Source organism: Citrobacter sp. RHBSTW-00524, assembly GCF_013747755.1.
Classification (GTDB): domain Bacteria; phylum Pseudomonadota; class Gammaproteobacteria; order Enterobacterales; family Enterobacteriaceae; genus Citrobacter; species Citrobacter braakii.
In genome coordinates, this window is the sequence record NZ_CP056421.1 from 351,972 (window position 1) to 374,278 (window position 22,307).

General features: G+C 53.4%; 24 protein-coding genes. 14 read left to right on the forward strand and 10 right to left on the reverse strand.

Annotated features, from left to right (window positions below; genetic code table 11):
- Positions 1-142 precede the first annotated feature (142 nt).
- The 3 genes from nirD to tsgA form a co-directional block, all read right to left on the reverse strand.
- Positions 143-469 (reverse strand): nitrite reductase small subunit NirD, encoded by a 327-nt coding sequence (nirD, locus tag HV229_RS01590; RefSeq protein WP_016154780.1) that lies wholly within the window; start codon positions 467-469, stop codon positions 143-145.
- The gene (nirB, locus tag HV229_RS01595) at positions 466-3,009 is read right to left on the reverse strand and encodes an NADPH-nitrite reductase large subunit (protein ID WP_181546771.1); all 2,544 of its coding nucleotides are present in this window, start codon (positions 3,007-3,009) and stop codon (positions 466-468) included. Before nirB ends, nirD begins: the two co-directional genes overlap by 4 nt.
- A gap of 327 nt (positions 3,010-3,336) precedes the next feature.
- Positions 3,337-4,518 (reverse strand): MFS transporter TsgA, encoded by a 1,182-nt coding sequence (gene tsgA, locus HV229_RS01600; protein ID WP_181546773.1) that lies wholly within the window; start codon positions 4,516-4,518, stop codon positions 3,337-3,339.
- Positions 4,519-4,782: 264 nt separating this feature from the next.
- Between tsgA and ppiA the strand changes: the two genes are divergently transcribed.
- The 5 genes from ppiA to HV229_RS01625 all read left to right on the forward strand — a co-directional run bounded on the left by ppiA (position 4,783) and on the right by HV229_RS01625 (position 8,119).
- Positions 4,783-5,355, forward strand: a complete 573-nt coding sequence (ppiA, locus tag HV229_RS01605; protein WP_019078158.1) for a peptidylprolyl isomerase A — start codon at positions 4,783-4,785, stop codon at positions 5,353-5,355.
- A 106-nt stretch (positions 5,356-5,461) separates the two neighbouring features.
- Positions 5,462-5,629 (forward strand): YhfG family protein, encoded by a 168-nt coding sequence (locus tag HV229_RS01610; RefSeq protein ID WP_016157626.1) that lies wholly within the window; start codon positions 5,462-5,464, stop codon positions 5,627-5,629.
- Entirely contained in the window at positions 5,619-6,221 is a 603-nt protein-coding gene (locus HV229_RS01615; protein ID WP_104652066.1) for a putative adenosine monophosphate-protein transferase Fic, read from the forward strand. Before HV229_RS01610 ends, HV229_RS01615 begins: the two co-directional genes overlap by 11 nt.
- Before the next feature lie 31 nt (positions 6,222-6,252).
- Entirely contained in the window at positions 6,253-6,816 is a 564-nt protein-coding gene (gene pabA, locus HV229_RS01620) for an aminodeoxychorismate synthase component 2 (protein WP_016154776.1), read from the forward strand.
- Positions 6,817-6,901: 85 nt separating this feature from the next.
- Positions 6,902-8,119, forward strand: a complete 1,218-nt coding sequence (locus tag HV229_RS01625) for an aspartate aminotransferase family protein (RefSeq protein WP_016154775.1) — start codon at positions 6,902-6,904, stop codon at positions 8,117-8,119.
- A gap of 42 nt (positions 8,120-8,161) precedes the next feature.
- Here the strand turns inward: HV229_RS01625 and HV229_RS01630 are convergent, their stop codons facing one another.
- Positions 8,162-10,249 (reverse strand): YccS/YhfK family putative transporter, encoded by a 2,088-nt coding sequence (locus HV229_RS01630; protein ID WP_016154774.1) that lies wholly within the window; start codon positions 10,247-10,249, stop codon positions 8,162-8,164.
- A gap of 51 nt (positions 10,250-10,300) precedes the next feature.
- Positions 10,301-10,933, reverse strand: coding sequence for a cAMP-activated global transcriptional regulator CRP (gene crp / locus HV229_RS01635; RefSeq protein ID WP_099807364.1), 633 nt, complete (start codon positions 10,931-10,933; stop codon positions 10,301-10,303).
- A gap of 308 nt (positions 10,934-11,241) precedes the next feature.
- On the opposite strand from crp, the gene HV229_RS01640 reads away from it, so the two are divergent.
- A complete protein-coding gene (locus HV229_RS01640) occupies positions 11,242-11,649 on the forward strand; it encodes an OsmC family protein (protein WP_016154773.1) in 408 nt (135 codons plus the stop codon).
- Positions 11,650-11,742: 93 nt separating this feature from the next.
- On the opposite strand, the gene HV229_RS01645 is transcribed toward HV229_RS01640, so the two are convergent.
- From HV229_RS01645 to HV229_RS01660, 4 genes are all read right to left on the reverse strand, one after another.
- Entirely contained in the window at positions 11,743-12,612 is an 870-nt protein-coding gene (locus tag HV229_RS01645; RefSeq protein ID WP_003827751.1) for a phosphoribulokinase, read from the reverse strand.
- A 53-nt stretch (positions 12,613-12,665) separates the two neighbouring features.
- Positions 12,666-12,884: a YheU family protein gene (locus tag HV229_RS01650; protein ID WP_003023615.1), complete on the reverse strand. Its 219-nt coding sequence runs from the start codon at positions 12,882-12,884 to the stop codon at positions 12,666-12,668.
- Complete coding sequence (locus tag HV229_RS01655; RefSeq protein WP_016154772.1) at positions 12,881-13,903, reverse strand: hydrolase; 1,023 nt, start codon at positions 13,901-13,903, stop codon at positions 12,881-12,883. The genes HV229_RS01650 and HV229_RS01655 overlap by 4 nt, the downstream gene beginning before the upstream one ends.
- A 150-nt stretch (positions 13,904-14,053) precedes the next feature.
- Entirely contained in the window at positions 14,054-15,955 is a 1,902-nt protein-coding gene (locus HV229_RS01660) for an ABC transporter ATP-binding protein (protein WP_046275254.1), read from the reverse strand.
- Between the two features lie 132 nt (positions 15,956-16,087).
- Here HV229_RS01660 and kefG point away from each other — a divergent pair, with 132 nt between their 5' ends.
- The 4 genes from kefG (at position 16,088) to slyD (ending at position 19,353) form a co-directional block, all read left to right on the forward strand.
- Positions 16,088-16,639: a glutathione-regulated potassium-efflux system ancillary protein KefG gene (gene kefG / locus HV229_RS01665; RefSeq protein WP_003023629.1), complete on the forward strand. Its 552-nt coding sequence runs from the start codon at positions 16,088-16,090 to the stop codon at positions 16,637-16,639.
- On the forward strand, positions 16,639-18,444 hold the full coding sequence (gene kefB, locus HV229_RS01670; RefSeq protein WP_181546775.1) for a glutathione-regulated potassium-efflux system protein KefB: 1,806 nt from the start codon (positions 16,639-16,641) through the stop codon (positions 18,442-18,444). The genes kefG and kefB overlap by 1 nt, the downstream gene beginning before the upstream one ends.
- An 8-nt stretch (positions 18,445-18,452) precedes the next feature.
- Entirely contained in the window at positions 18,453-18,653 is a 201-nt protein-coding gene (locus tag HV229_RS01675) for a YheV family putative zinc ribbon protein (RefSeq protein ID WP_016154768.1), read from the forward strand.
- Between the two features lie 94 nt (positions 18,654-18,747).
- Positions 18,748-19,353: a peptidylprolyl isomerase gene (slyD, locus tag HV229_RS01680; RefSeq protein WP_003023634.1), complete on the forward strand. Its 606-nt coding sequence runs from the start codon at positions 18,748-18,750 to the stop codon at positions 19,351-19,353.
- Between the two features lie 49 nt (positions 19,354-19,402).
- On the opposite strand, the gene HV229_RS01685 is transcribed toward slyD, so the two are convergent.
- Positions 19,403-19,621: a protein SlyX gene (locus HV229_RS01685; RefSeq protein WP_003023639.1), complete on the reverse strand. Its 219-nt coding sequence runs from the start codon at positions 19,619-19,621 to the stop codon at positions 19,403-19,405.
- Between the two features lie 232 nt (positions 19,622-19,853).
- On the opposite strand from HV229_RS01685, the gene fkpA reads away from it, so the two are divergent.
- The 4 genes from fkpA (at position 19,854) to tusC (ending at position 22,307) form a co-directional block, all read left to right on the forward strand.
- Entirely contained in the window at positions 19,854-20,672 is an 819-nt protein-coding gene (fkpA, locus tag HV229_RS01690) for an FKBP-type peptidyl-prolyl cis-trans isomerase (RefSeq protein WP_016154767.1), read from the forward strand.
- Positions 20,673-20,839: 167 nt separating this feature from the next.
- Positions 20,840-21,562 (forward strand): transcriptional regulator, encoded by a 723-nt coding sequence (locus HV229_RS01695; protein ID WP_003023643.1) that lies wholly within the window; start codon positions 20,840-20,842, stop codon positions 21,560-21,562.
- Positions 21,562-21,948: a sulfurtransferase complex subunit TusD gene (tusD, locus tag HV229_RS01700; protein ID WP_181546777.1), complete on the forward strand. Its 387-nt coding sequence runs from the start codon at positions 21,562-21,564 to the stop codon at positions 21,946-21,948. Before HV229_RS01695 ends, tusD begins: the two co-directional genes overlap by 1 nt.
- Positions 21,948-22,307: a sulfurtransferase complex subunit TusC gene (tusC, locus tag HV229_RS01705; protein ID WP_016154765.1), complete on the forward strand. Its 360-nt coding sequence runs from the start codon at positions 21,948-21,950 to the stop codon at positions 22,305-22,307. Before tusD ends, tusC begins: the two co-directional genes overlap by 1 nt.

The following is a 22,307-nucleotide window of genomic DNA, read 5'->3' on the forward strand; positions in this document are numbered from 1 at the left end:
CGTAGGCCGGATAAGGCATTTATGCCGCCATCCGGCAATGTGCTTGTGCAATTGCCTGATGGCGCTACGCTTATCAGGCCTACAAATAAAAGACCTACAAATACGTCAAAAAAGGGGAGGCGTTGCGCCTCCCAAAAAGTTATTAACCGCGCAGTTGCACCGTGCCGTCTTTCACTCGGGCTTCGTAATGTTTCACGGAGAACTGTTCGTCTTCCATGCACAGACCATCGCTTAAGCGAAAGCGCTGTTTTTTCAGCGGGCTGGCGACCCACAATTCGCCCTGATGTTCAGCAATCAGCCCACGAGAAAGCACGCTGGACTCAAAGAACGGGTCGATGTTGCTGATCGCAAACACCTGGTCGCTGTGATACGGGCGGAAAATCGCAACTTGCTCGCTACCTAACAGGGCGCAGACGCCTGTTGCAGGCAGAATGTCATCGATTTTGCAGATGTTTTTCCACTGGCTCATGCGTTTTCCTCCACCAGAGTCACCGGGATACGCTCATAGGGCGTGGCCGGACGATGTTGTTCACGTTCAGGCACAACCTGGACATTCGGATCGCGTTGATCGCTGTTGATAAAGTGTTTGAAGCGAACCTGCGCGGATGGAGTGTTAACGGTTTCTGTCCACTCGCAGACCACCGCTTCACGCAGACGGGCCATCTCTTCTTCCAGGTGCTGGTTCAGCCCCAGTTTGTCGTCGATGATGACCGATTTCAGATATTCGATACCGCCTTCCAGGTTGTCTAACCATGGTGCGGTTCGGGTCAGTTTGTCAGCGGTACGGATGTAGAACATCATGAAACGATCAAGGTATTTGAGCAGTGTTTCGCGGTCGATATCCGCTGCCAGCAGGTCTGCATGACGAGGTTTCATCCCGCCGTTACCGCAAACGTACAAGTTCCAGCCTTTCTCAGTGGCGATGATACCCACGTCTTTGCCTTGAGCTTCCGCACATTCACGGGTACAGCCGGAGACGCCGAATTTCATTTTGTGCGGGGTACGAATGCCCTTGTAGCGGTTTTCCAGCTCCACGCCGAATCCGACGCTATCGCCGACGCCATAACGACACCAGGTACTGCCTACGCAGGTTTTCGCCATACGCAGCGCTTTGGCGTATGCGTGACCGGTTTCAAAGCCCGCTTCAATCAGCTGACGCCAGATTTCCGGCAGGTCATCTTTTTGCGCGCCGAACAGGCCGATACGCTGAGAACCGGTGATTTTGGTATACAGGTTAAATTCACGCGCGATACGGCCCACGGCCACCAGGCCTTCAGGAGTTATTTCTCCGCCCGCGGAGCGCGGGATCACGGAGTAAGTACCGTCTTTCTGGATGTTCGCCAGGAAGTTGTCGTTAGTGTCCTGCAGCGGCGTGTGCTGTGGTTTGAGGATGTACTCATTCCAGCAGGAGGCCAGCAGGGAACCTACGGTTGGTTTACACACTTCACAGCCGTAGCCTTTCCCGTGTTTTGTCAGCAGCTCTTCGAAGGTTTTAATCCCTTCTACACGGATCAGATGGAACAGTTCCTGACGCGAGTACGGGAAGTGTTCACACAGGTTGTTGTTAACTTCGATCCCCTGTTTCGCCAGTTCAGCGTTCAGGACCTGCGTTACCAACGGGATACACCCGCCGCAGCCGGTACCAGCTTTGGTTTCAGCTTTCAGCGCCGCAACGGTGTGGCAGCCTTTGTTGATAGCGGCGATCAGCATGCCTTTGGTGACGTCGAAGCAGGAGCAAATCTGCGCGCTGTCCGGCAGTTTATCGACACCGATAGACGGCTTACCGCTGCCCGCGTGAGCTGGCAGAATCAGTGAGTCTGGGTTTTCCGGCAGTTCGATGGCGTTCAGCACCAGCTGCAGCAGGTTGCCGTAATCGCTGGTGTCACCGACTAAAACCGCCCCGAGCAGGGTTTTGTTATCTTCGCTAACGATGAGGCGTTTGTAGACTTCTTTGCTTTCGTCGAGATAGACGTAGCTACGGGCGCCCGGCGTGCGCGCATGCGCGTCGCCAATCCCGCCGACGTCAACACCGAGCAGCTTCAGCTTGGCGCTCAGATCCGCGCCTTCAAAGGCGTTTTCGGTTTCGAGAATATGGTCAACGGCAACCTGCGCCATTTTGTAGCCTGGAGCGACCAGGCCATACACGCGGTTGTTCCAACTGGCGCATTCGCCGATGGCATAGATGTCCGGATCAGAAGTCTGGCAGGTATCGTTAATCACAATACCACCGCGCGGCGCAACGTCCAGGCCGCATTGGGTGGCCAGTTTGTCGCGTGGGCGAATACCGGTAGAAAAGACGATGAAATCGACTTCCAGTTCGCTACCGTCGGCAAAACGCATGGTTTTGCGCGCTTCGGTGCCTTCCTGGACGATCTCTTTAGTGTTTTTGCTGGTGTGGACACGCACGCCCATGCTTTCAATTTTGCGACGTAACTGCTCGCCACCCATGTGATCCAGCTGTTCGGCCATCAGCATCGGGGCAAATTCAATCACGTGGGTTTCAACGCCGAGGCTTTTCAGCGCCCCGGCGGCTTCCAGGCCCAGCAGGCCACCGCCGACGACGGCACCACGTTTGCTACGGCGCGCGCAAGACTCAATGGCGTTGAGGTCTTCGATGGTGCGGTAAACGAAGCAGTCTTGGGTTTCCGAACCTTTAATCGGTGGGATCCACGGATAAGAGCCTGTCGCCATGATCAGCTTATCGTAATAGACCGTACGACCCGCGCTGGAGTGGATCACCTTCTCCTGGCGGTTGATGGTGATTGCGCGCTCGCCCACTAACACCTTAACGCCATGCTTCTCGTAGAATCCTTCACGCACCAGAGAAAGTTCTTCGGCGGTGTGGTGGGAGAAGTAGGACGACAGGTGGACGCGGTCGTACGCTTTGCGGGGTTCTTCACAGAAGACGGTAATATCAAAATTGGCAGCGTCGGATTTATCAAGAAGATCCTCAATAAAGCGATGGCCGACCATACCATTACCGATAATAGCGAGTCTGACTTTGCTCATTTTTGCCTCGATTTCTTTTCTATTACTGCCTACCTTAACGATTCAGCAACCCCGCTTATTGATGCAAATCAAATTCGCCTTTATATACTCCTTAAGAGGTATATGGCTGATTTAACTGCATTTTTATAAGTTACGGAATTAACAGGCTTTTCGTGTTTGTATAAATAGCGTACAAATTAAGGGGTTTTTGTAAGAATTGGCCTACAGCACCAGAGAAAGAAGAGGGCGCGGGAATAGGCCGGAGGGCGTCTGCGCCTTATCCGGCCTACGAACAGCTTGTCTTGTCGGCCGGATAAGATGCGTTAGCATCGCCATCCGGCACTCAGATTAATGCGTTGCGGGTGCGTTATGCTGGCGATGACGCGTGACGAACCCAAGAATAAAGCACATCACGAATACGACCGCATACAAGCCGTTAGCCGTCTGCAATGCCGCCAGCGGACCGCTGTGCGCCACGATAGGGCCAGTGACCACGAAGGTGAGCATAGTACCGATGGTGCCACAGGTCAGAACGAAGTTAACCAGTTTAGGTGATGCGACCTTCGTCTGCTGGGAGCCGAGGGTAATGATGGTGGTATAAATCGCGCTGGAGAAGAAGCCCAACGTCAGAATGAACCACGGCATATGCTCCGGCGTACCGGTGATAAACAGATACATCAGGACGGTAGCCACACCCGCCAGTACGGTCAGGATGCGCTGCAAATCGAAGAAACGCAGGATAAAGCTAAATGCCCACATGCCAACCATGTAAGACATCCAGAAGTCGCTGACCAGTTTACCTGCGTCGTTCAGGCTCATGCCCAGACTTTTGGCGTATTCCGGCACCCAGGAGATAAAGCCCAACTGACCGAGGATGTAGCACAGCGCGGCGATCGCCAGGAACAGCACGCCAATGCCCCATTTTTCTTTTACCACAGGCGCGTCCGGTTGCTGCGCGTGTTTACCCAGCGCCGGGAATTCGCAGCCGAAGGTCAGCAGGAAAATGACGACGTATACCAGGCCGATGCAGGCATAAACCCAATACCATTCGATGCTGCGCGCTAACAGGAATGCTGCCACCATCGGGAAAATCATGCCGGCCATGCTGAAGAAGGAGTCAGTAAACAGCAGGCGGGAACCGCGCTGGCGACCTTCGTACATCTGAGTCACCAGGAATGTACCAATCGACATGGTGATACCGCTCACCAGACCCAGTACAAACATGGCGGCTGAGAACAAGGCCAGGCTGTGGCTGAGCATCAGTCCGGCGACCGCCAGAACCATCAGGATAAAGCCAAAGCGCAACTGGGTTTTCAGTGGCACAATTTCCATCAGCCAGGCATTCAGAAAAATAGAGATCAGAATGCCGGCATTCAGAAAGGTGAAGGTGTTACTCATACTGGAAACGGGCAAATGGAAGTAATCTGCGATGTTTCCCATCACCATCCCGGTGACAATTACCAACGCGCCTGTCAGGGCGTAGGAGAGAAAGCTAATCCATGTGAGCTTGATGCGATTGCTGTTAGTCATGACTGGCCTGTATAGAAGTGTTAGGCGCATTGACTGCGCCGTGAGCGGGCAGATTTTAGGCGCTTTAGTGATGCATTTAAATGTTTATTGGTAATTACTTGCTACGTTACATTTTTTTATGTGATCTAGATCGCATTGAATCTTGAGGCTATAAGGTTACATTTGTTTCAAGTACGTAAAATTAAGTAAAGGGATGGCCTTGTTCTTGAAGGCTCTTTAGAATCAATTCACTTGCTTCATTTCTGCTCTTGTTAAGGAATTCTCATGCTCAAATCGACTCTGGCGGCTGTTGCAGCTGTTCTCGCTCTTTCTGCTCTCTCTCCCGCAGCACTGGCAGCAAAAGGTGACCCGCATGTCCTGCTGACAACCTCTGCCGGTAACATTGAGCTGGAGCTGAACAGTCAGAAAGCCCCGGTTTCAGTGAAAAACTTTGTCGATTATGTCAACAGCGGTTTCTATAACAACACCACGTTCCACCGCGTGATCCCTGGCTTCATGGTGCAGGGCGGCGGTTTTACCGAGCAGATGCAGCAGAAGAAACCTAACCCGCCAATCAAGAATGAAGCTGATAACGGACTGCGTAATACCCGCGGCACGATTGCCATGGCGCGTACAGCAGATAAAGACAGCGCGACCAGCCAGTTCTTTATCAATATTGCAGACAATGCGTTCCTCGATCACGGCCAGCGCGACTTTGGGTACGCGGTCTTCGGTAAAGTTGTGAAAGGTATGGATGTCGCGGATAAGATCTCTCAGGTGCAGACCCATGATGTTGGTCCTTACCAGAATGTCCCGTCAAAACCGATTGTTATCCTGTCTGCCAAAGTCCTGCCGTAAACGTATTTTGCGCGGGCAGTTCCTGTCCGCGTTCTTTCCCTTCTCTGCGTAACCTGAAATTGCCGCTTATACTTGTGGCAAGTGTCGGCTCATTCAGGGAGGTCACGTGAAAAAACTCACCGATAAACAAAAGTCCAGACTCTGGGAACAACGGCGAAATGCCAATTTCCAGGCCAGTCGGCGGCTGGAAGGCGTGGATATTCCACGGGTGACTCTGAGCACGGAAGACGCCCTGGCGCGTCTTGAAGAGTTGAGGGGGCACTATGAGCGATAAATTCGGTGATGGACGCGATCCCTATTTGTATCCGGGCCTGAATGTCATGCGTAACCGTCTGGGGATTCATCAGGCGCAGCGCCTGGCGCAGGCGGCGTATGAACTGACGGCGCTGCGTGCGGCCACTATCGAATTAGGCCCGCTTAAACGGGGTTTGCCGCATCTGTGCGCCATTCATCGCCAACTGTATCGGGATATTTTTGACTGGGCGGGACATCTGCGAGAAGTGGATATTTACCAGGGCGATACCCGCTTTTGCCATTTCGCTTATATCGAGAAAGAGGGCAATGCGCTGATGCAGGACCTGGAAGACGAGTCCTGGTTGGTGGGGTTACCGGAAGATAAGTTTGTGGATCGTCTTGCGCACTATTATTGCGAAATCAACGTGCTGCATCCGTTTCGTATTGGCAGCGGTCTGGCACAGCGAATTTTTTTCGAACAGTTAGCGATTCATGCCGGGTATATATTGAGCTGGGATGACATTCCGGTTGAGGAGTGGAACCTGGCTAATCAGAGTGGGGCGATGGGTGACCTGTCTGCGCTTCGGGCGATATTTCGTAAAGTGGTAAGCGAAGCCCCGGAAACTGAGTAGAATAGCGCGGTTCTTATGTACCGGAGCCGCCATGATCCTGCTTATCGATAACTATGATTCTTTTACCTGGAACCTGTACCAATACTTCTGCGAACTGGGCGCTGATGTCCTTGTCAGGCGCAACGACGAACTGACGCTGGCGCAAATCGACGCGCTAAGCCCGCAAAAAATCGTAATATCCCCAGGCCCCTGCACGCCGGATGACGCTGGTATCTCATTGGATGTTATTCGTCATTTCGCGGGCAAGACGCCCCTGCTGGGTGTTTGTCTGGGACATCAGGCTATGGCGCAGGCCTTTGGCGCGACAGTGGTTCGGGCAGCTAAAGTGATGCACGGTAAAACCTCGCCAATTACGCATAACGGGCAGGGTGTTTTTCAGGGGCTCGCCAACCCATTAACGGTGACGCGCTACCATTCTCTGGTGGTTGCCCCCGCGACGCTTCCTGACTGCTTTGAGGTGACGGCCTGGAGTGAAACGCAGGAGATTATGGGCATTCGTCACCGCGAGTGGGATATGGAAGGTGTGCAGTTTCACCCGGAGAGTATTCTCAGCGAACAGGGGCATCAACTGCTGGCTAATTTCCTCAACCGGTGATTTGTGGTTGCTATTCAGTGATTTTTTATTCATATTTTGTGATTATAATTTCACTAACATTTCTGCTTAACAGGGTGGCAATGACATGGCAACTGAACAAACTGCAATTACGCGCGCGACATTCGATGAAGTGATTCTGCCGATTTATGCACCGGCTGAGTTTATCCCGGTAAAAGGAAAAGGGAGTCGAGTCTGGGATCAACAGGGCAAAGAGTATGTTGATTTCGCGGGCGGCATTGCAGTTACTGCACTAGGGCATTGCCATCCGGCCCTGGTGGAGGCGTTAAAAACCCAGGGTGAAACCCTGTGGCATACCAGCAACGTTTTCACCAACGAACCGGCGTTGCGCCTGGGCCGTAAAATCATTGATGCGACCTTCGCCGAGCGCGTGCTGTTCATGAATTCGGGTACTGAAGCTAACGAAACCGCCTTTAAGCTGGCGCGCCACTATGCCTGCGTGCGCCATAGCCCGTTCAAAACCAAAATCATTGCCTTCCATAATGCGTTTCACGGTCGTTCGCTGTTTACCGTATCCGTCGGCGGGCAGCCGAAATACTCTGACGGCTTTGGACCAAAACCAGCGGATATCATCCATGTACCGTTTAACGATCTGCATGCGGTCAAAGCGGTGATGGACGATCACACCTGTGCGGTGGTGGTTGAGCCTATTCAGGGGGAAGGTGGCGTCACTGCGGCAACGCCGGAATTCCTGCAAGGTTTGCGTGAACTTTGCGACCAACACCAGGCGCTATTGGTATTGGATGAAGTGCAGAGCGGGATGGGCCGTACCGGCGATCTGTTTGCCTATATGCACTACGGCGTGACGCCGGATATCCTCACCAGCGCGAAGGCTCTCGGCGGCGGCTTCCCGGTGAGCGCGGTGCTGACCACCCAAGAGATTGCCTCCGCATTTCACGTGGGTTCGCACGGTTCCACTTATGGTGGCAATCCGCTGGCCTGCGCAGTTGCGGGGGCCGCGTTTGATATCATCAACACGCCGGAAGTGTTGGAAGGTATTCAGGCTAAACGTCAGGCGTTTGTCCAACATTTGCACAAAATTGATCAACAGTTCGACATTTTCAGCGATATTCGCGGGATGGGGCTGCTGATTGGCGCCGAGCTGAAGCCGCAGTTTAAAGGCCGGGCGCGCGATTTCCTGTATGCCGCCGCGCACGAAGGGGTGATGGTACTCAACGCCGGACCGGACGTGATGCGTTTCGCGCCGTCGCTGGTAGTTGAGCAGGTGGATATCGATGAAGGGATGCAGCGTTTCGCACAAGCGGTAGCGAAAGTCGTTGCCTGATTACCTGTTGCCGGATAAGCACAGCGCATCCGGCAGTCGATCTTAACCTTTCATGTCCCGCAGACGGCGGCTCAGCCAGATTCCGTGGTGCGGTCGCTGACGCCATGCTACCGACGAAATGGTGTGCATGGTGTTCAGATGCCCCAGTATCCGTTGCAGATGCTGCTCAAGGGTGCTTAACGGACCGTGGGACAGCATCTCTGGCGCTTCGAGAATATTCACATCGCCTGAGCTTCCCGGTCCGTCATATTCCAGCCGCTGCTGACAGCGCTGGAGCGCAATTTCACAGGATTCCAGATACCGCTGCGCTAAATCCGGCGTCAGCATTGTGTGTTCCCTTGCCAGTGTGGTCATCGCGTTGATGTGCTCGACGATGAACTGGCTGTGCGTGACCCACAGTTTCATGTCCGCCAGGTAGTGCGAGTTGAATCCTGGCTCCTGCATCGCCTGGTTCAGTGAGTTGAACAACGTGTTATGTGCCTGATTGACCCGCATGCGTTGGTACGCCAGCGGCGTGGCCTGCGGATCGTTGCTGAGGATCAGGCGAATGGCCTCCTGATCGGCTTCTAACGCATCATGGGCGTTCTTACGCAGCAGGCCGCTCTGCCACTGCGGCCACAGCCAGAGTGTACCGCCAAAGGCGATTAAGCAGCCAATAACCGTGTCGACAAACCGCGGCACGATAAACTGCTCTCCGTTCAGCGTCAGCAGTTGCAGGGTGTATACCGCCGTGACCGTAAAGCCGACGGTAGCCCAGCCGTAGTTTTTGCGCATGATCAGATAGCTACCCAGGGTAATCAGCAGCATGCCTGCCAGCGTGTAACCTTCCTGAATATGAAAGTGCAGGGTGACCCCGGCAATGACCAGTCCAACGAGCGTTCCTGCTGAACGGTGTAAAATACGTACCCGGGTTGCTCCGTAGCCATTTTGCGTGACGAACAGGATCGTCATCAAAATCCAGTAAGGCTTTGGCAGGTGTAAAGCGCTGCCCATCAGGCTGGCGATACTCAGCATGACACTGATGCGTCCGGCATTACGCAGCGCCGGCGATTTCAACGACAGATAGTTTTTCAGGGCCGGGATCAGCGGCAACCGACGCTGCTTGTCCGCCATTAAATCTCGGGCGTACAGCGGTCGCTGGGTGCGTAGCACGCGGGCAATACGGCTGAAGTGCCAGTAGCAAAATTGTCCCACCGGATTGTCCGGGTGCTGGTTGGCGATTTTCTCCAGCGTGCCAATCTGCTTGTCCATCGAGAAACGGGTCGGCAAGCGGTGATACAAAATATCATCGGCCAGTACCCGAAGGCGTTCGGCGACGGTGCGCGCATTCCAGCGAATCACCTGTTCGGCGTGGCTACGTTCGACCAGCTTTTGCACCTCTTCCGGCTGGTGGAGGCTGACGGAAATATGCTCCTGCAAGTCCAGTGCCTCCTGAAAGGCACGCAGCAGGCGCTTGTAATCGTTGTTGCGATGCGCCGACAGCATATGCATTTGCTGGTAGCACTGGGTAATCAGATCCACCGCTTTCTGCTGGCGAACCAGCAGGGGAGGCAGCGCTTTTTCCGGATCGGCATGCTGGGTCAGCAGGCTGTACTTGGCCTCACAGTAATCGGCTAATTCACGGTACAACAAGCTGAGCGATTCACGGAGCGGCTGCTCGCGCCACATCCAGAACCAGAACCAGTTGAACAGGCCGTACCATAACGTGCCCAGCGCGTAGATCAGCAACGGTTCCCAGACGGGCATGTTCCCGACCAGGCTTAGCGTGAAAATCGCGGCGATAAGTGAGGCCGGTAACAGTCGGGCATGCAGAGGGCTGAGCTCGGCGGTTACGCCAAGAATCAGCGTGAGTCCGGTGAGGATAAGCGGCAGCGGTATGGCCTGTGCCAGCAGCAACTGCATGATCAGACTGCAACCGGCAAACAAAGACGCGCCAATAGCTAAACGTTTGAAAAAGCGCTTGTGCGGGGTATCAAGACCGGCAATGTTGCAGCAGGCAGGGACCAGGGAGAAGAGGAGTCCCAAATGAAGCTGACCGATGATCAGACCAACAGCCACAGGTAAACATAGCACCAGCGTCTGCCGTAGTGCGTAGTTGATCTCTGGGTGGTATATCAGTCTTCGCCACATCGGTGTAAACAAAAGTGGCGCATCACTGAGTAACGCGCCACTTCGATGGGGTTAACGGGTGCCGTAGACGACGATGGTCTTACCGTGTGCGGAGATCAGGTTTTGATCTTCCAGCATCTTCAGAATACGACCAACGGTCTCACGGGAGCAGCCAACGATCTGGCCGATTTCCTGACGGGTGATTTTAATCTGCATGCCGTCCGGGTGGGTCATCGCATCAGGCTGTTTCGCCAGATTCAGCAGAGTCTGCGCGATACGACCCGTTACGTCGAGGAAGGCAAGGTTGCCGACTTTTTCAGACGTGACCTGCAGGCGACGAGCCATCTGTGAAGACAGGCGCATCAGAATATCCGGGTTGACCTGGATTAATTGGCGAAATTTTTTGTATGAAATTTCAGCGACTTCACATGCGGTTTTGGCACGTACCCAGGCGCTACGTTCCTGACCTTCTTCGAAGAGGCCTAATTCACCAATAAAATCGCCCTGATTCAGATAAGAAAGGATCATTTCTTTCCCTTCTTCATCTTTGATCAGCACTGCCACTGAGCCTTTAACGATGTAATACAACGTTTCCGCTTTTTCACCCTGGTGAATCAGCGTGCTCTTCGATGGGTACTTATGAATATGGCAATGAGACAAGAACCATTTGAGAGTCGGGTCTGTTTGCGGTTTGCCAAGCACCATGCGCGGTTATCCTCTGTTATAAGCTGTCTCCAGAGCCAGAAAACGACGCTGCCTCTGGGTTTGCAAAAATATGCTTCCCGCTACCTGGGAAAGGGGCTGTCAAAAATTAACTGCAGCCTGTAATGTGATGTCCTCTGCATACATGCAGTACGTCAATGTATTACTGTAGCATCCTGACTGTTTTAGCATAGCTTTCGCCGTGTGTCTCCTGGTGTCTCGCTTCAGCATGACGCAGGTCGCCTTCCGTTGCGAGAATTGTTATGTACGCGTAATCTGTCAGGAAAATTGAAACATTGGAGTTACGAAATATGCAAGCGCGTGTAAAGTGGGTTGAGGGGTTAACCTTCCTCGGTGAGTCCGCCTCTGGTCACCAAATTTTGATGGACGGTAACTCCGGTGATAAAGCGCCGAGCCCGATGGAAATGGTATTAATGGCTGCGGGCGGTTGCAGCGCAATTGATGTGGTTTCGATCCTGCAAAAAGGTCGTCAGGATGTGACCAACTGCGAAGTGAAACTGACCTCAGAGCGTCGTGATGAAGCGCCGCGCCTGTTTACCCACATTAACCTGCATTTCATCGTAACGGGTAACGATCTGAAAGATGCGTCCGTTTCGCGCGCAGTCGATCTCTCTGCGGAAAAATATTGCTCTGTGGCGCTGATGCTGGAAAAGGCGGTGAACATTACCCACTCCTATGAAGTGGTTGCTGCTTCGTGATGTCATGCCTGATGGCGTTTCACTTATCAGGCCTACAGGATATAAACGCGTAGGCCGGATAAGGCATCAGCCGCCATCCGGCAAAATAACACCTTACTCTATCTTTTTGCCTTCCATCAGTCGCTGGACCAGCGGCAGCATAATCAATTCCATCGCCAGACCCATTTTCCCGCCCGGAACAACCAACGTATTGATATGGGAAATGAATGATCCCTGTAGCATGGCCAGTAGCCACGGGAAGTCGATCCCTTCCAGGTTCCGAAAATGAATCACGACAAAGCTTTCATCCAGGGATGGAATACTTTTGGCGGCAAAGGGGTTGGAGGTATCAACGGTCGGTACGCGCTGGAAGTTAATATGCGTACGGGAAAACTGCGGCGTAATGTAATTGATGTAATCGTCCATTGAGCGCACCACCGAGTCCATCACCGCTTCGCGCGAGTGTCCCCGCTCGCTGGTATCGCGGGTCAGCTTCTGAATCCATTCCAGGTTCACGATCGGCACTACGCCAACCAGCAGATCGACATGCCGGGCCACGTTTTGCTGTGGGGTTACGACGCCGCCGTGCAGTCCTTCATAGAACAGTACATCCGTCGGTTCAGGCAGCGGCTGCCAGGGCGTAAATGTACCCGGAACCTGATTCCACGGTACGGCCTCATCGTAGGTGTGCAGATATTTTCGCGACTGACCTTTGCCCGTCTGGCCGTATTCGATGAAGGTTTGCTCCAGCAGACCGAAGTCATTAGCTTCGGGGCCGAAATAGCTGATATGCCGCCCGGCATCGCGCGCTTTGCGAATCGCCATGTCCATTTCCGGACGGGTATAACGATGAAAACTGTCACCTTCCACCTCGGCGGCGCGCAGATTTAACTGCGCGAAAATTTTACGAAACGCGAGGCTGGTGGTGGTGGTCCCCGCGCCGCTGGACCCTGTTACCGCAATCACCGGATGTTTGGCAGACATAACAACTCCATGAATAGGTTGAATTTTTATTATAGTCGGCCGTCGGTTACGGATTACTCGTGAATCTGCTTCCTCGGCATAATGTTGACCGTTTCATGCAGTTCTGACCATACCAGCACGGCTTCACCAGATTGTAGTTGGCGTTTGACGTCGGCGACTTTTTGTTCGAGCGAGCGTTCATGTTCACCATAATCGGTGCCTTCGCGCAAGACAAAGCTTTCAATCAGATTGTCCAGCGCGTCCGGGGAGATATCTTGCCAGGGGATGATCATGATGATGCCTCCAGATACGTTGTCAGCCAGTCCGGGATTCTGGATTCCAGCCACATCTCAGGACGGCGCACCGTGCCGCCAATGAATCCGACGTGGCCGCCGTGTTCCGTCAGTTGATACTCTACCTGTGAGGGCAGATTTTCCGGTTTAGGGATCACGTGATGATCCATAAACGGATCGTCTTTGGCATGGATAATCAGCGTGGGTTTGGCGATCTGGTTGAGCAACGGCATAGCGCTACACTGACGGTAATAGTCTATAGCATCGGCGAAACCATGGATTTTGGCGGTGATCAGATCATCAAAATCGCGAATGCGACGCAGAGATTTCAACTGGCCCAGACTCACCGGCAGCGATCCTGGATACGCCTCTAGCTTACGCGAGGCATTGGCTTTCAACAGGTTTAGCAGGTAGCGCTGATAGACCCGGGAGAATCCCTTGTCCATATGGTAACTACAGGCTTCCAGCACGAAAGGCGCGGAAACGATAACCGCGGCATCAATTGGAATCTCAGTACCTTCTTTTGCCAGCAGGCAGGCCAGCATGTTTCCACCGAGCGAATAGCCTACCGCCGCGGTCGGCACGCGACCGAACTCACGTGCCAGCCAGTGTAAAAACCAGGTGCCATCTTCTGTCTCACCGGAGTGATAAATACGGTTCAGACGATTGGGTTCGCCGCTGCAGCCGCGAAAATGCATCACCACGCCCAGCCAGCCGCGCTTTTGCGCTGCTTCAATCAGGCCATGTGCGTACGGGCTGTTCAGACTGCCTTCCAGACCGTGAAAAACCACCAGGCGCGGTTTATGTTTCGCCTGTTGCGGATCTTCACTCCATGCCAGATCGACAAAATCACCGTCGGGCAATTCCAGACGCTGCCAGTGGGCGTCGAACTTCACCTTGCGGCGAATTAAACGCGGCAGCATCGTCTGCAGATGGCGGTTACTGATACCGCGCATCGGACGGAATTCTCGTGAATCGTCGGTAGGTGGAGTTATTTCTGTGGACGTGATTTCAACCATAACACCAGAGCAATTAATAATCGGAAAGAATAACTATACCGCGCACAGCGCGTGCGGGTTAGCCAATATGTGATTTTGTCGCGAGTCAGTCAGCAGGCAATCATCGGCTATAGTGCCGGATGGCGGCTTCGCCTTATCCGGCACTCATGATTACTCGGCCAGCATCTGCTCAAGCTGTTCCTGAGCCTCCAGCCAGGCCATCTCGCACTCTTCCAGTCCGGATTTCGCACTGGCCTGCTGCTGCAAGCATGCTGTGAGTTCGGCTTTGCGGCTTTGGTCGTACAGTTCGCTATCGCCGAGTTTTTCTTCCGCCTGTGCCAGCTGTGCGTGTAGTTTCTCCATCTCTTTTTCCAGACGGGTAATCTCTTTACGTAGCGGTTGCGTCAGGGTGCGTAGTTCAGCTTCGCGACGCTTCTGGTCTTTACGTGCCTGGGCGCTGTTAACGCTCTCTTTTACCGGTTCGTCGCTCTGGTTTTCCTGTTTTTGCACATCGCTCAGCCACTGCTGATAATCCTCAAGATCGCCATCAAACGGCTCGACTTTCTTGTCGTGCACCAGATAGAGGTCATCGGTAGTAGAGCGAATCAGGTGACGGTCGTGCGAGACCACAACCAGTGCGCCTTCGAAATCGATCAGCGCTTCGGTCAGCGCCTGACGCATATCCAAATCCAGGTGGTTGGTCGGTTCATCAAGCAGCAGCAGGTTCGGGCGCTGCCAGACGATCAATGCCAGCACCAGACGCGCTTTTTCTCCACCGGAGAAGCGGCGAGTCTCTTCGCTGACTTTATCGCCCTGGAAGCCGAATCCGCCGAGGTAGTCTCGCAGTTTCTGCTCCAGCTCCTGCGGCGCCATGCGTGCCAGGTGCTGTATAGGTGATTCATCGGCGCGTAAAAACTCCAGCTGGTGCTGTGCGAAGTAACCCAGCTTGATGCCTTTTGCCAGGCCAACCTCGCCGCTGATGGGGGCCAGTTCGCCGGCCAGCAGCTTAATCAGCGTAGATTTACCCGCGCCGTTGCGTCCGAGCAGGCCGATGCGAGACCCCGGCACCAGATTCAGTTTGATCGAATCGAGAATGACGCGGTCGCCGTAGCCGGCGCTGACCTTTTCCATCTTTAACAGCGGGTTCGGCAGGCTTTCCGGCTCGCGGAAGCTGAAGTGGAACGGGTTGTCCACGTGCGCAGGGGCAATCAGCTCCATGCGTTCCAGCATTTTGATACGGCTCTGCGCCTGCTTTGCTTTGGTGGCTTTGGCGCGGAAACGATCGATATAGCTTTGCAGATGCGCCACGCGCTCCTGCTGGCTTTCGTACATTGCCTGTTGCTGTGCGAGGCGGGTCGCTCGCTGGATTTCAAACGCGCTGTAGTTGCCGGTGTACTCGAACATCGTTTGCTGTTCGATATGAATAATTTTATCCACCACCGGGTCGAGGAAGTCACGGTCGTGGGAGATCAAAATCAGCGTGCCCTGATAGCTTTTCAGCCATCTTTCCAGCCAGATCACCGCGTCGAGATCGAGGTGGTTGGTTGGTTCATCGAGCAGCAGCAGGTCTGAACGGCAAATCAGCGCCTGAGCCAGGTTGAGACGCATACGCCAGCCACCGGAAAAATCGCTGACGGGACGTTCAAGCTGTTCGTTGGAGAAGCCGAGGCCATGCAGCAGGCTGGCGGCGCGTGAGCGCACAGTCCAGGCGTCGATGGCATCCAGCTTGCCATGGACGGTGGCAATGGCATGTCCATCGTTACGTTCGTTGGCATCGTTCAACTGTGCTTCCAGTTGACGATACTCGCGGTCGCCGTCAATCACATACTCCAGCGCCGGCTGTGGCAACGCAGGCGTTTCCTGATTAACCCACGCGAGCTGCCAGTTTCCCGGATAGGTAAATCCTCCGGCGTCGGCGCTGAGTTCATTTTTCAGCAATGCCAGCAGGGTAGATTTACCGCAGCCATTTTTACCTACCAGGCCAACTTTCTGCCCTGGATTAATGGTGGCCGTGGCATTTTCCAGCAAGACGCGCACGCCGCGACGAATTTGTAACGATGAGAAAACAATCATAAGGCGCCGTATGTTCAGACTATGTTAATTTATCATTATGATAATGTAATGTGTGGGCCATTTGCCGCACCGAGGCGCAATGGTAGCCCAAAACGTCGAAAATAGACAAAAGACAAAACCGGGAGGGGGATGATGTTCCAGCCAGCGAAAGTCTTGCTGCTGTATGCCCATCCGGAATCTCAGGACTCGGTCGCGAACCGGGTACTGCTTAAACCGGCCATGCAGCTCAGCAATGTTACCGTGCACGACCTGTACGCGCACTATCCTGACTTTTTTATCGACATTCCGCATGAGCAGGCGCTGCTGCGCGAGCATGATGTGATTGTTTTTCAGCATCCGCTCTACACCTATAGCTGCCCGGCATTGTTAAAGGAGTGGCTTGACCGCGTACTGAGTCGAGGATTTGCCAGCGGCCCCGGGGGGAATCAACTGGCGGGAAAGTACTGGCGGAGCGTTATCACTACCGGAGAGCCGGAAAGCGCCTACCGCTATGACGCGCTAAACCGTTATCCAATGAGCGATGTACTGCGCCCTTTTGAGCTAACGGCCGGTATGTGCCGCATGCACTGGATGAGCCCTATCATTGTCTACTGGGCCAGACGGCAAACGAAACAGGAGCTGGACAGCCATGCGAAAGCGTATGGTGACTGGCTGGCGAATCCGATCCCTGTGGGAGGCCGCTGATGGAAGGTTCTGATTTATTGACTGCCGGCGTGTTGTTCCTCTTCGCGGCGGTGGCTGCAGTTCCGCTGGCCTCAAAGCTGGGTATCGGTCCGGTGCTGGGTTACTTGCTGGCGGGGATTGCTATCGGCCCATGGGGATTAGGGTTCATCAGCGATGTGGATGAAATCTTACACTTTTCCGAACTGGGCGTAGTTTTTCTGATGTTCATCATTGGGCTGGAACTTAATCCGGCCAAACTGTGGCAATTGCGGCGTTCAATTTTTGGCGTCGGTGCCGCGCAGGTGATGCTAAGCGCGGTCGTGCTGGCAGGGCTACTGATGCTTACAGCGTTCTCCTGGCAGGCGGCAGTGGTTGGCGGCATTGGTCTGGCGATGTCATCGACCGCTATGGCGCTACAGTTGATGCGCGAAAAAGGCATGAATCGCAGTGAATCCGGACAACTGGGCTTTTCGGTGCTGCTATTTCAGGATCTGGCGGTGATCCCCGCATTGGCGCTGGTTCCGCTGCTGGCGGGGTCTGCTGACGAACATTTTGACTGGATCAAAGTGGGGATGAAGGTGCTGGCCTTTGCCGGCATGCTGATAGGTGGGCGTTATTTGCTGCGTCCGGTTTTCCGCTTTATTGCGGATTCTGGCGTGCGGGAAGTGTTCACCGCCGCCACGCTGCTGTTAGTGCTGGGTTCTGCTTTATTTATGGATGCGCTGGGTCTGTCGATGGCGCTGGGGACCTTTATCGCAGGTGTGCTGCTGGCGGAAAGCGAATACCGACATGAGCTGGAAACGGCAATCGATCCGTTTAAAGGCCTGTTGCTTGGCCTGTTTTTTATCTCCGTAGGTATGTCGCTTAACCTTGGTGTGCTCTATACCCATATTTTGTGGGTGGCGGCGAGCGTGATGGTGCTGGTGGTCGTAAAAATGCTGGTGCTGTATGTACTGGCGCGTCTTAACGGCATGAGAAGCTCAGAACGGATGCAGTTTGCCGGGGTTTTAAGTCAGGGCGGTGAATTCGCTTTCGTGCTGTTTTCAACGGCCTCTTCTCAACGGCTGTTTCAGGGTGACCAAATGGCGCTGTTGTTGGTGACCGTCACGCTATCGATGATGACCACGCCGCTGGTGATGAAGTTGATTGATAAATGGCTCTCTCGCCAGTTTAACGGCACGGATGAAGAAGATGAAAAACCCTGGGTGGACGATGATAAACCACAGGTTATCGTGGTGGGTTTCGGGCGCTTTGGCCAGGTGATTGGTCGTCTGTTGATGGCCAATAAAATGCGTATTACCGTCCTGGAAAGAGATATCAGCGCAGTGAATCTAATGCGCAAATATGGCTATAAGGTCTATTACGGTGATGCCACGCAGGTGGATCTGTTGCGTTCCGCGGGTGCAGAAGCCGCACAGTCTATTGTTATTACCTGTAATGAACCTGAAGACACTATGAAGCTGGTGGAGCTGTGCCAACAGTATTTTCCGCATTTGCATATTCTTGCGCGTGCGCGCGGACGTGTAGAGGCGCATGAGTTATTACAGGCTGGTGTGAAGCAGTTTTCCCGCGAAACGTTTTCCAGTGCGCTGGAGTTGGGGCGAAAAACGCTGGTTACGCTAGGGATGCATCCGCACCAGGCTCAGCGCGCTCAGCTTCATTTTCGGCGGCTGGATATGCGCATGTTGCGGGAACTGATCCCCATGCACACGGATACGGTACAAATCTCCCGAGCCAGGGAAGCCCGGCGCGAGCTTGAGGAGATTTTCCAACGAGAGATGCAGCAAGAGCGACGTCAACTGGATGGCTGGGATGAATTTGAGTAGAGGTAACCATGGCAATTCGTAAACGTTTTATCGCAGGCGCAAAATGTCCGTCCTGCCAGGCGCAGGATACGCTGGCGATGTGGCGCGAAAATAATATCGATATTGTTGAGTGTGTTAAGTGCGGTCATCAGATGCGGGAAGCCGATAAAGAGGCGCGCGAGCACGTTCGCAAAGAAGAGCAAGTGATCGGGATTTTTCATCCGGACTAGCGATATGGCGCAGCTTTTTTTAAGCTAGAGGGTACACGGGTGCAGAATTCCGCTACAATCTGCGCCACTATTCTTTCCATGCTCAGGAGATATCATGAAAGTAGCAAAGGACCTGGTGGTCAGCCTGGCCTATCAGGTACGTACAGAAGACGGTGTGTTGGTTGATGAGTCTCCGGTGAGTGCACCGCTGGACTACCTGCATGGTCACGGTTCCCTGATTTCTGGCCTGGAAACAGCGCTGGACGGTCATGAAGTTGGCGACAAATTCGATGTTGCTGTTGGCGCAAACGACGCATACGGTCAGTACGACGAAAACCTGGTGCAGCGCGTTCCTAAAGACGTCTTCATGGGCGTTGACGAACTGCAGGTTGGCATGCGTTTCCTGGCTGAAACTGACCAGGGTCCAGTACCGGTAGAAATTACCGAAGTGGAAGACGACCACGTTGTGGTTGACGGTAACCACATGCTGGCTGGCCAGAACCTGAAATTCAACGTAGAAGTTGTCGCTATCCGCGAAGCGACCGAAGAAGAACTGGCTCACGGCCACGTTCACGGTGCGCACGGTCACGACCACGATCATGACCACGGTCATGACGGTTGCTGCGGTGGTCACGGTCACGACCATGGTCACGAGCACGGTGGCGAAGGCTGCTGCGGCGGTGGCGGTAAAGGTAACGGCGGCGGTTGCGGTTGCCACTAATCGTTATACGGCATAAAAAAAAGCGGGAATATCCCGCTTTTTTTATGTCTCAATAATGTGGCGGCGGGGTCTCTTCAGACTGCGACGCGATGTGGGACGGCTGCGTTGCCTTGAGCTTCTCCGTCAATAAACGCAGATGGTCGCGGAGTTTTGCCATTTCCAGTTCATGCGCGGTCACCGTCACGTTGAGCTCTTCAATGGTTATCTCCTGAAATGCCAGGCGACTTTCCAGTTCAGCCAGGCGAGTTTCCATTGTTGTATCCTGCATGATTCACCTCTTTCTTTTTTCTCCGGCAGATCGCGGACTGCGGCGAATTCTACTTAACTTTGCCTGTTTGCACAGCACTCAATCTTCGGTCACGAAACTAATTTAAACAAAAAGAGTCTGAAAAGTGGTGATAATAGGGCGTGCCCGTATGTTGATTTGTTCTGCAACGCTTTATAGTACATTTTTATGTTAGCTAACCTTGGGGTGAGATGCCCCGGCCCTGGAGATATGGATGAAATCACTGTTTAAAGTAACGCTGCTGGCGACCACAATGGCTGTTGCTCTGCATGCCCCGATCACCTTCGCTGCTGACGCTGCGAAACCAGCCGCTACTGCTGACAGCAAAGCAGCATTCAAGAATGACGACCAAAAAGCCGCTTACGCGCTGGGCGCGTCCCTGGGTCGTTATATGGAAAACTCTCTGAAAGAGCAGGAAAAACTGGGCATCAAACTGGATAAAGATCAGCTGATCGCTGGCGTTCAGGATGCGTTTGCAGACAAGAGCAAACTGTCTGACCAAGAAATCGAACAAACTCTGCAGGCGTTTGAAGCACGCGTGAAGAGCTCCGCTCAGGCGAAAATGGAAAAAGACGCGGCTGACAATGAAGCCAAAGGTAAAGTTTACCGCGAGAAATTTGCTAAAGAGAAGGGCGTTAAAACCTCTTCTACTGGCCTGGTCTATAAAGTAGAGAAAGAAGGTACCGGCGCTGCACCGAAAGATAGCGATACCGTGGTAGTCAACTACAAAGGTACGCTGATTGATGGTAAAGAGTTTGATAACTCTTATACCCGCGGTGAGCCGCTCTCTTTCCGTCTTGACGGTGTTATCCCGGGCTGGACCGAAGGCCTGAAAAACATCAAGAAAGGCGGCAAAATCCAGCTGGTTATCCCGCCGGATCTGGCTTACGGCAAAACCGGCGTACCGGGCATTCCGGCTAACTCTACGCTGGTCTTTGATGTTGAACTGTTAGACATCAAACCGGCACCGAAGGCCGATGCGCAGCCAGATGCTGCACCGGCAGCTAAAGCTGCGGACAGCAGCAAAAAGTAAGTAACCAGATACCGCCGCCCACAGGGCGGCGGTTTTTTATTATCGACAGGATATAATTAATACTGGAAAGCGCCTTGTGCGCTGTATTACTTTAGATGCCCCTATAATAGTGATGAGCCTGCCCTGACAACATAACGACAGGCTCCTGAAAAGGAGTGCTTTTTTTCATGTCCAGGTCGCTTTTAACCAACGAAACCAGTGAGCTAGATTTACTGGATCAACGTCCTTTCGATCAAACCGATTTCGATATCCTCAAATCCTACGAAGCGGTTGTGGACGGGTTGGCGATGCTCATTGGTTCCCATTGTGAAATCGTATTGCACTCTTTGCAGGATTTGAAATGCTCGGCCATCCGCATTGCTAACGGTGAACACACGGGCCGCAAAATTGGCTCGCCGATTACTGACCTTGCGTTGCGTATGCTGCATGATATGACGGGTGCGGATAGCAGCGTGTCGAAGTGTTACTTCACACGTGCGAAAAGCGGTGTCTTGATGAAGTCGGTGACGATTGCCATTCGCAACCGTGAGCATCGCGTGATTGGTCTGCTGTGCATCAACATGAACCTTGATGTTCCATTCTCGCAGATAATGAATACCTTTATCCCACCGGAAACCCCGGAAGTGGGTTCTGCCGTTAACTTCGCTTCTTCGGTGGAAGACCTGGTTACCCAAACGTTGGAATTCACGATTGAAGAAGTGAATGCTGATCGTAATGTTTCCAACAATGCCAAGAATCGCCAGATTGTCCTGAATCTGTATGAGAAAGGTATTTTCGATATTAAAGATGCCATTAACCAGGTCGCCGATCGGCTGAACATCTCCAAGCACACGGTTTACCTCTATATTCGTCAGTTCAAAAGCGGCGATTTCCAGGGGCAAGACAAGTAATGCGTTTTGCCATTATGGTGACGGGGCCAGCTTATGGCACGCAGCAGGCGAGCAGCGCGTTGCAATTTGCTCACGCGTTACTCAAAGAAGGGCATGAGCTATGCAGCGTCTTTTTCTATCGTGAAGGTGTGTATAACGCCAACTTCCTGACTTCACCTGCCAGTGATGAATATGATCTGGTGCGGGCCTGGCAACAGCTGAACCAGCAGCATGGCGTGATGCTGAATATCTGCGTAGCTGCGGCGCTGCGTCGCGGCGTCGTTGATGAAACAGAAGCGAAGCGACTGGGACTGGCAGGGGCTAATTTACAATCAGGTTTTAACCTCAGCGGGCTGGGTTCGCTGGCTGAGGCATCCCTGACCTGCGATCGCGTGGTGCAGTTTTAATGAAACGTGTTGCTTTTGTCTTTTCTACCGTGCCGCATGGCAGTTCGTCTGGCCGCGAAGGGTTAGATGCCTTACTGGCGACATCGGCATTAACGGAAGACCTCGGCGTATTCTTTATCGGCGATGGCGTTTTTCAAATCCTCCAGGGACAACAACCGGATGTCGTGCTGGCTCGCGACTATATCGCAACCTTCAAGCTGTTAGGGTTGTACGATATCGATCAATGTTGGCTTTGTGCCGCCTCATTACGCGAGCGAGGCCTCCAACAGGGGGATAATTTTGTGGTCGATGCGACAGCGTTGGAACCGGAAGATTTACGCCGTGAGCTAGGCAACTATGACGTCATTTTAAGGTTTTGA

Bases quoted from the DNA above. Each gene is read 5' to 3' on its own strand.
- nirD (WP_016154780.1), bottom strand. From the start codon at position 469: ATGAGCCAGTGGAAAAACATCTGCAAAATCGATGACATTCTGCCTGCA.
- nirB (WP_181546771.1), bottom strand. From the start codon at position 3,009: ATGAGCAAAGTCAGACTCGCTATTATCGGTAATGGTATGGTCGGCCAT.
- tsgA (WP_181546773.1), bottom strand. From the start codon at position 4,518: ATGACTAACAGCAATCGCATCAAGCTCACATGGATTAGCTTTCTCTCC.
- ppiA (WP_019078158.1), top strand. From the start codon at position 4,783: ATGCTCAAATCGACTCTGGCGGCTGTTGCAGCTGTTCTCGCTCTTTCT.
- HV229_RS01615 (WP_104652066.1), top strand. From the start codon at position 5,619: ATGAGCGATAAATTCGGTGATGGACGCGATCCCTATTTGTATCCGGGC.
- pabA (WP_016154776.1), top strand. From the start codon at position 6,253: ATGATCCTGCTTATCGATAACTATGATTCTTTTACCTGGAACCTGTAC.
- HV229_RS01625 (WP_016154775.1), top strand. From the start codon at position 6,902: ATGGCAACTGAACAAACTGCAATTACGCGCGCGACATTCGATGAAGTG.
- HV229_RS01630 (WP_016154774.1), bottom strand. From the start codon at position 10,249: ATGTGGCGAAGACTGATATACCACCCAGAGATCAACTACGCACTACGG.
- crp (WP_099807364.1), bottom strand. From the start codon at position 10,933: ATGGTGCTTGGCAAACCGCAAACAGACCCGACTCTCAAATGGTTCTTG.
- HV229_RS01640 (WP_016154773.1), top strand. From the start codon at position 11,242: ATGCAAGCGCGTGTAAAGTGGGTTGAGGGGTTAACCTTCCTCGGTGAG.
- HV229_RS01645 (WP_003827751.1), bottom strand. From the start codon at position 12,612: ATGTCTGCCAAACATCCGGTGATTGCGGTAACAGGGTCCAGCGGCGCG.
- HV229_RS01650 (WP_003023615.1), bottom strand. From the start codon at position 12,884: ATGATCATCCCCTGGCAAGATATCTCCCCGGACGCGCTGGACAATCTG.
- HV229_RS01655 (WP_016154772.1), bottom strand. From the start codon at position 13,903: ATGGTTGAAATCACGTCCACAGAAATAACTCCACCTACCGACGATTCA.
- HV229_RS01660 (WP_046275254.1), bottom strand. From the start codon at position 15,955: ATGATTGTTTTCTCATCGTTACAAATTCGTCGCGGCGTGCGCGTCTTG.
- kefG (WP_003023629.1), top strand. From the start codon at position 16,088: ATGTTCCAGCCAGCGAAAGTCTTGCTGCTGTATGCCCATCCGGAATCT.
- kefB (WP_181546775.1), top strand. From the start codon at position 16,639: ATGGAAGGTTCTGATTTATTGACTGCCGGCGTGTTGTTCCTCTTCGCG.
- HV229_RS01675 (WP_016154768.1), top strand. From the start codon at position 18,453: ATGGCAATTCGTAAACGTTTTATCGCAGGCGCAAAATGTCCGTCCTGC.
- slyD (WP_003023634.1), top strand. From the start codon at position 18,748: ATGAAAGTAGCAAAGGACCTGGTGGTCAGCCTGGCCTATCAGGTACGT.
- HV229_RS01685 (WP_003023639.1), bottom strand. From the start codon at position 19,621: ATGCAGGATACAACAATGGAAACTCGCCTGGCTGAACTGGAAAGTCGC.
- fkpA (WP_016154767.1), top strand. From the start codon at position 19,854: ATGAAATCACTGTTTAAAGTAACGCTGCTGGCGACCACAATGGCTGTT.
- HV229_RS01695 (WP_003023643.1), top strand. From the start codon at position 20,840: ATGTCCAGGTCGCTTTTAACCAACGAAACCAGTGAGCTAGATTTACTG.
- tusD (WP_181546777.1), top strand. From the start codon at position 21,562: ATGCGTTTTGCCATTATGGTGACGGGGCCAGCTTATGGCACGCAGCAG.
- tusC (WP_016154765.1), top strand. From the start codon at position 21,948: ATGAAACGTGTTGCTTTTGTCTTTTCTACCGTGCCGCATGGCAGTTCG.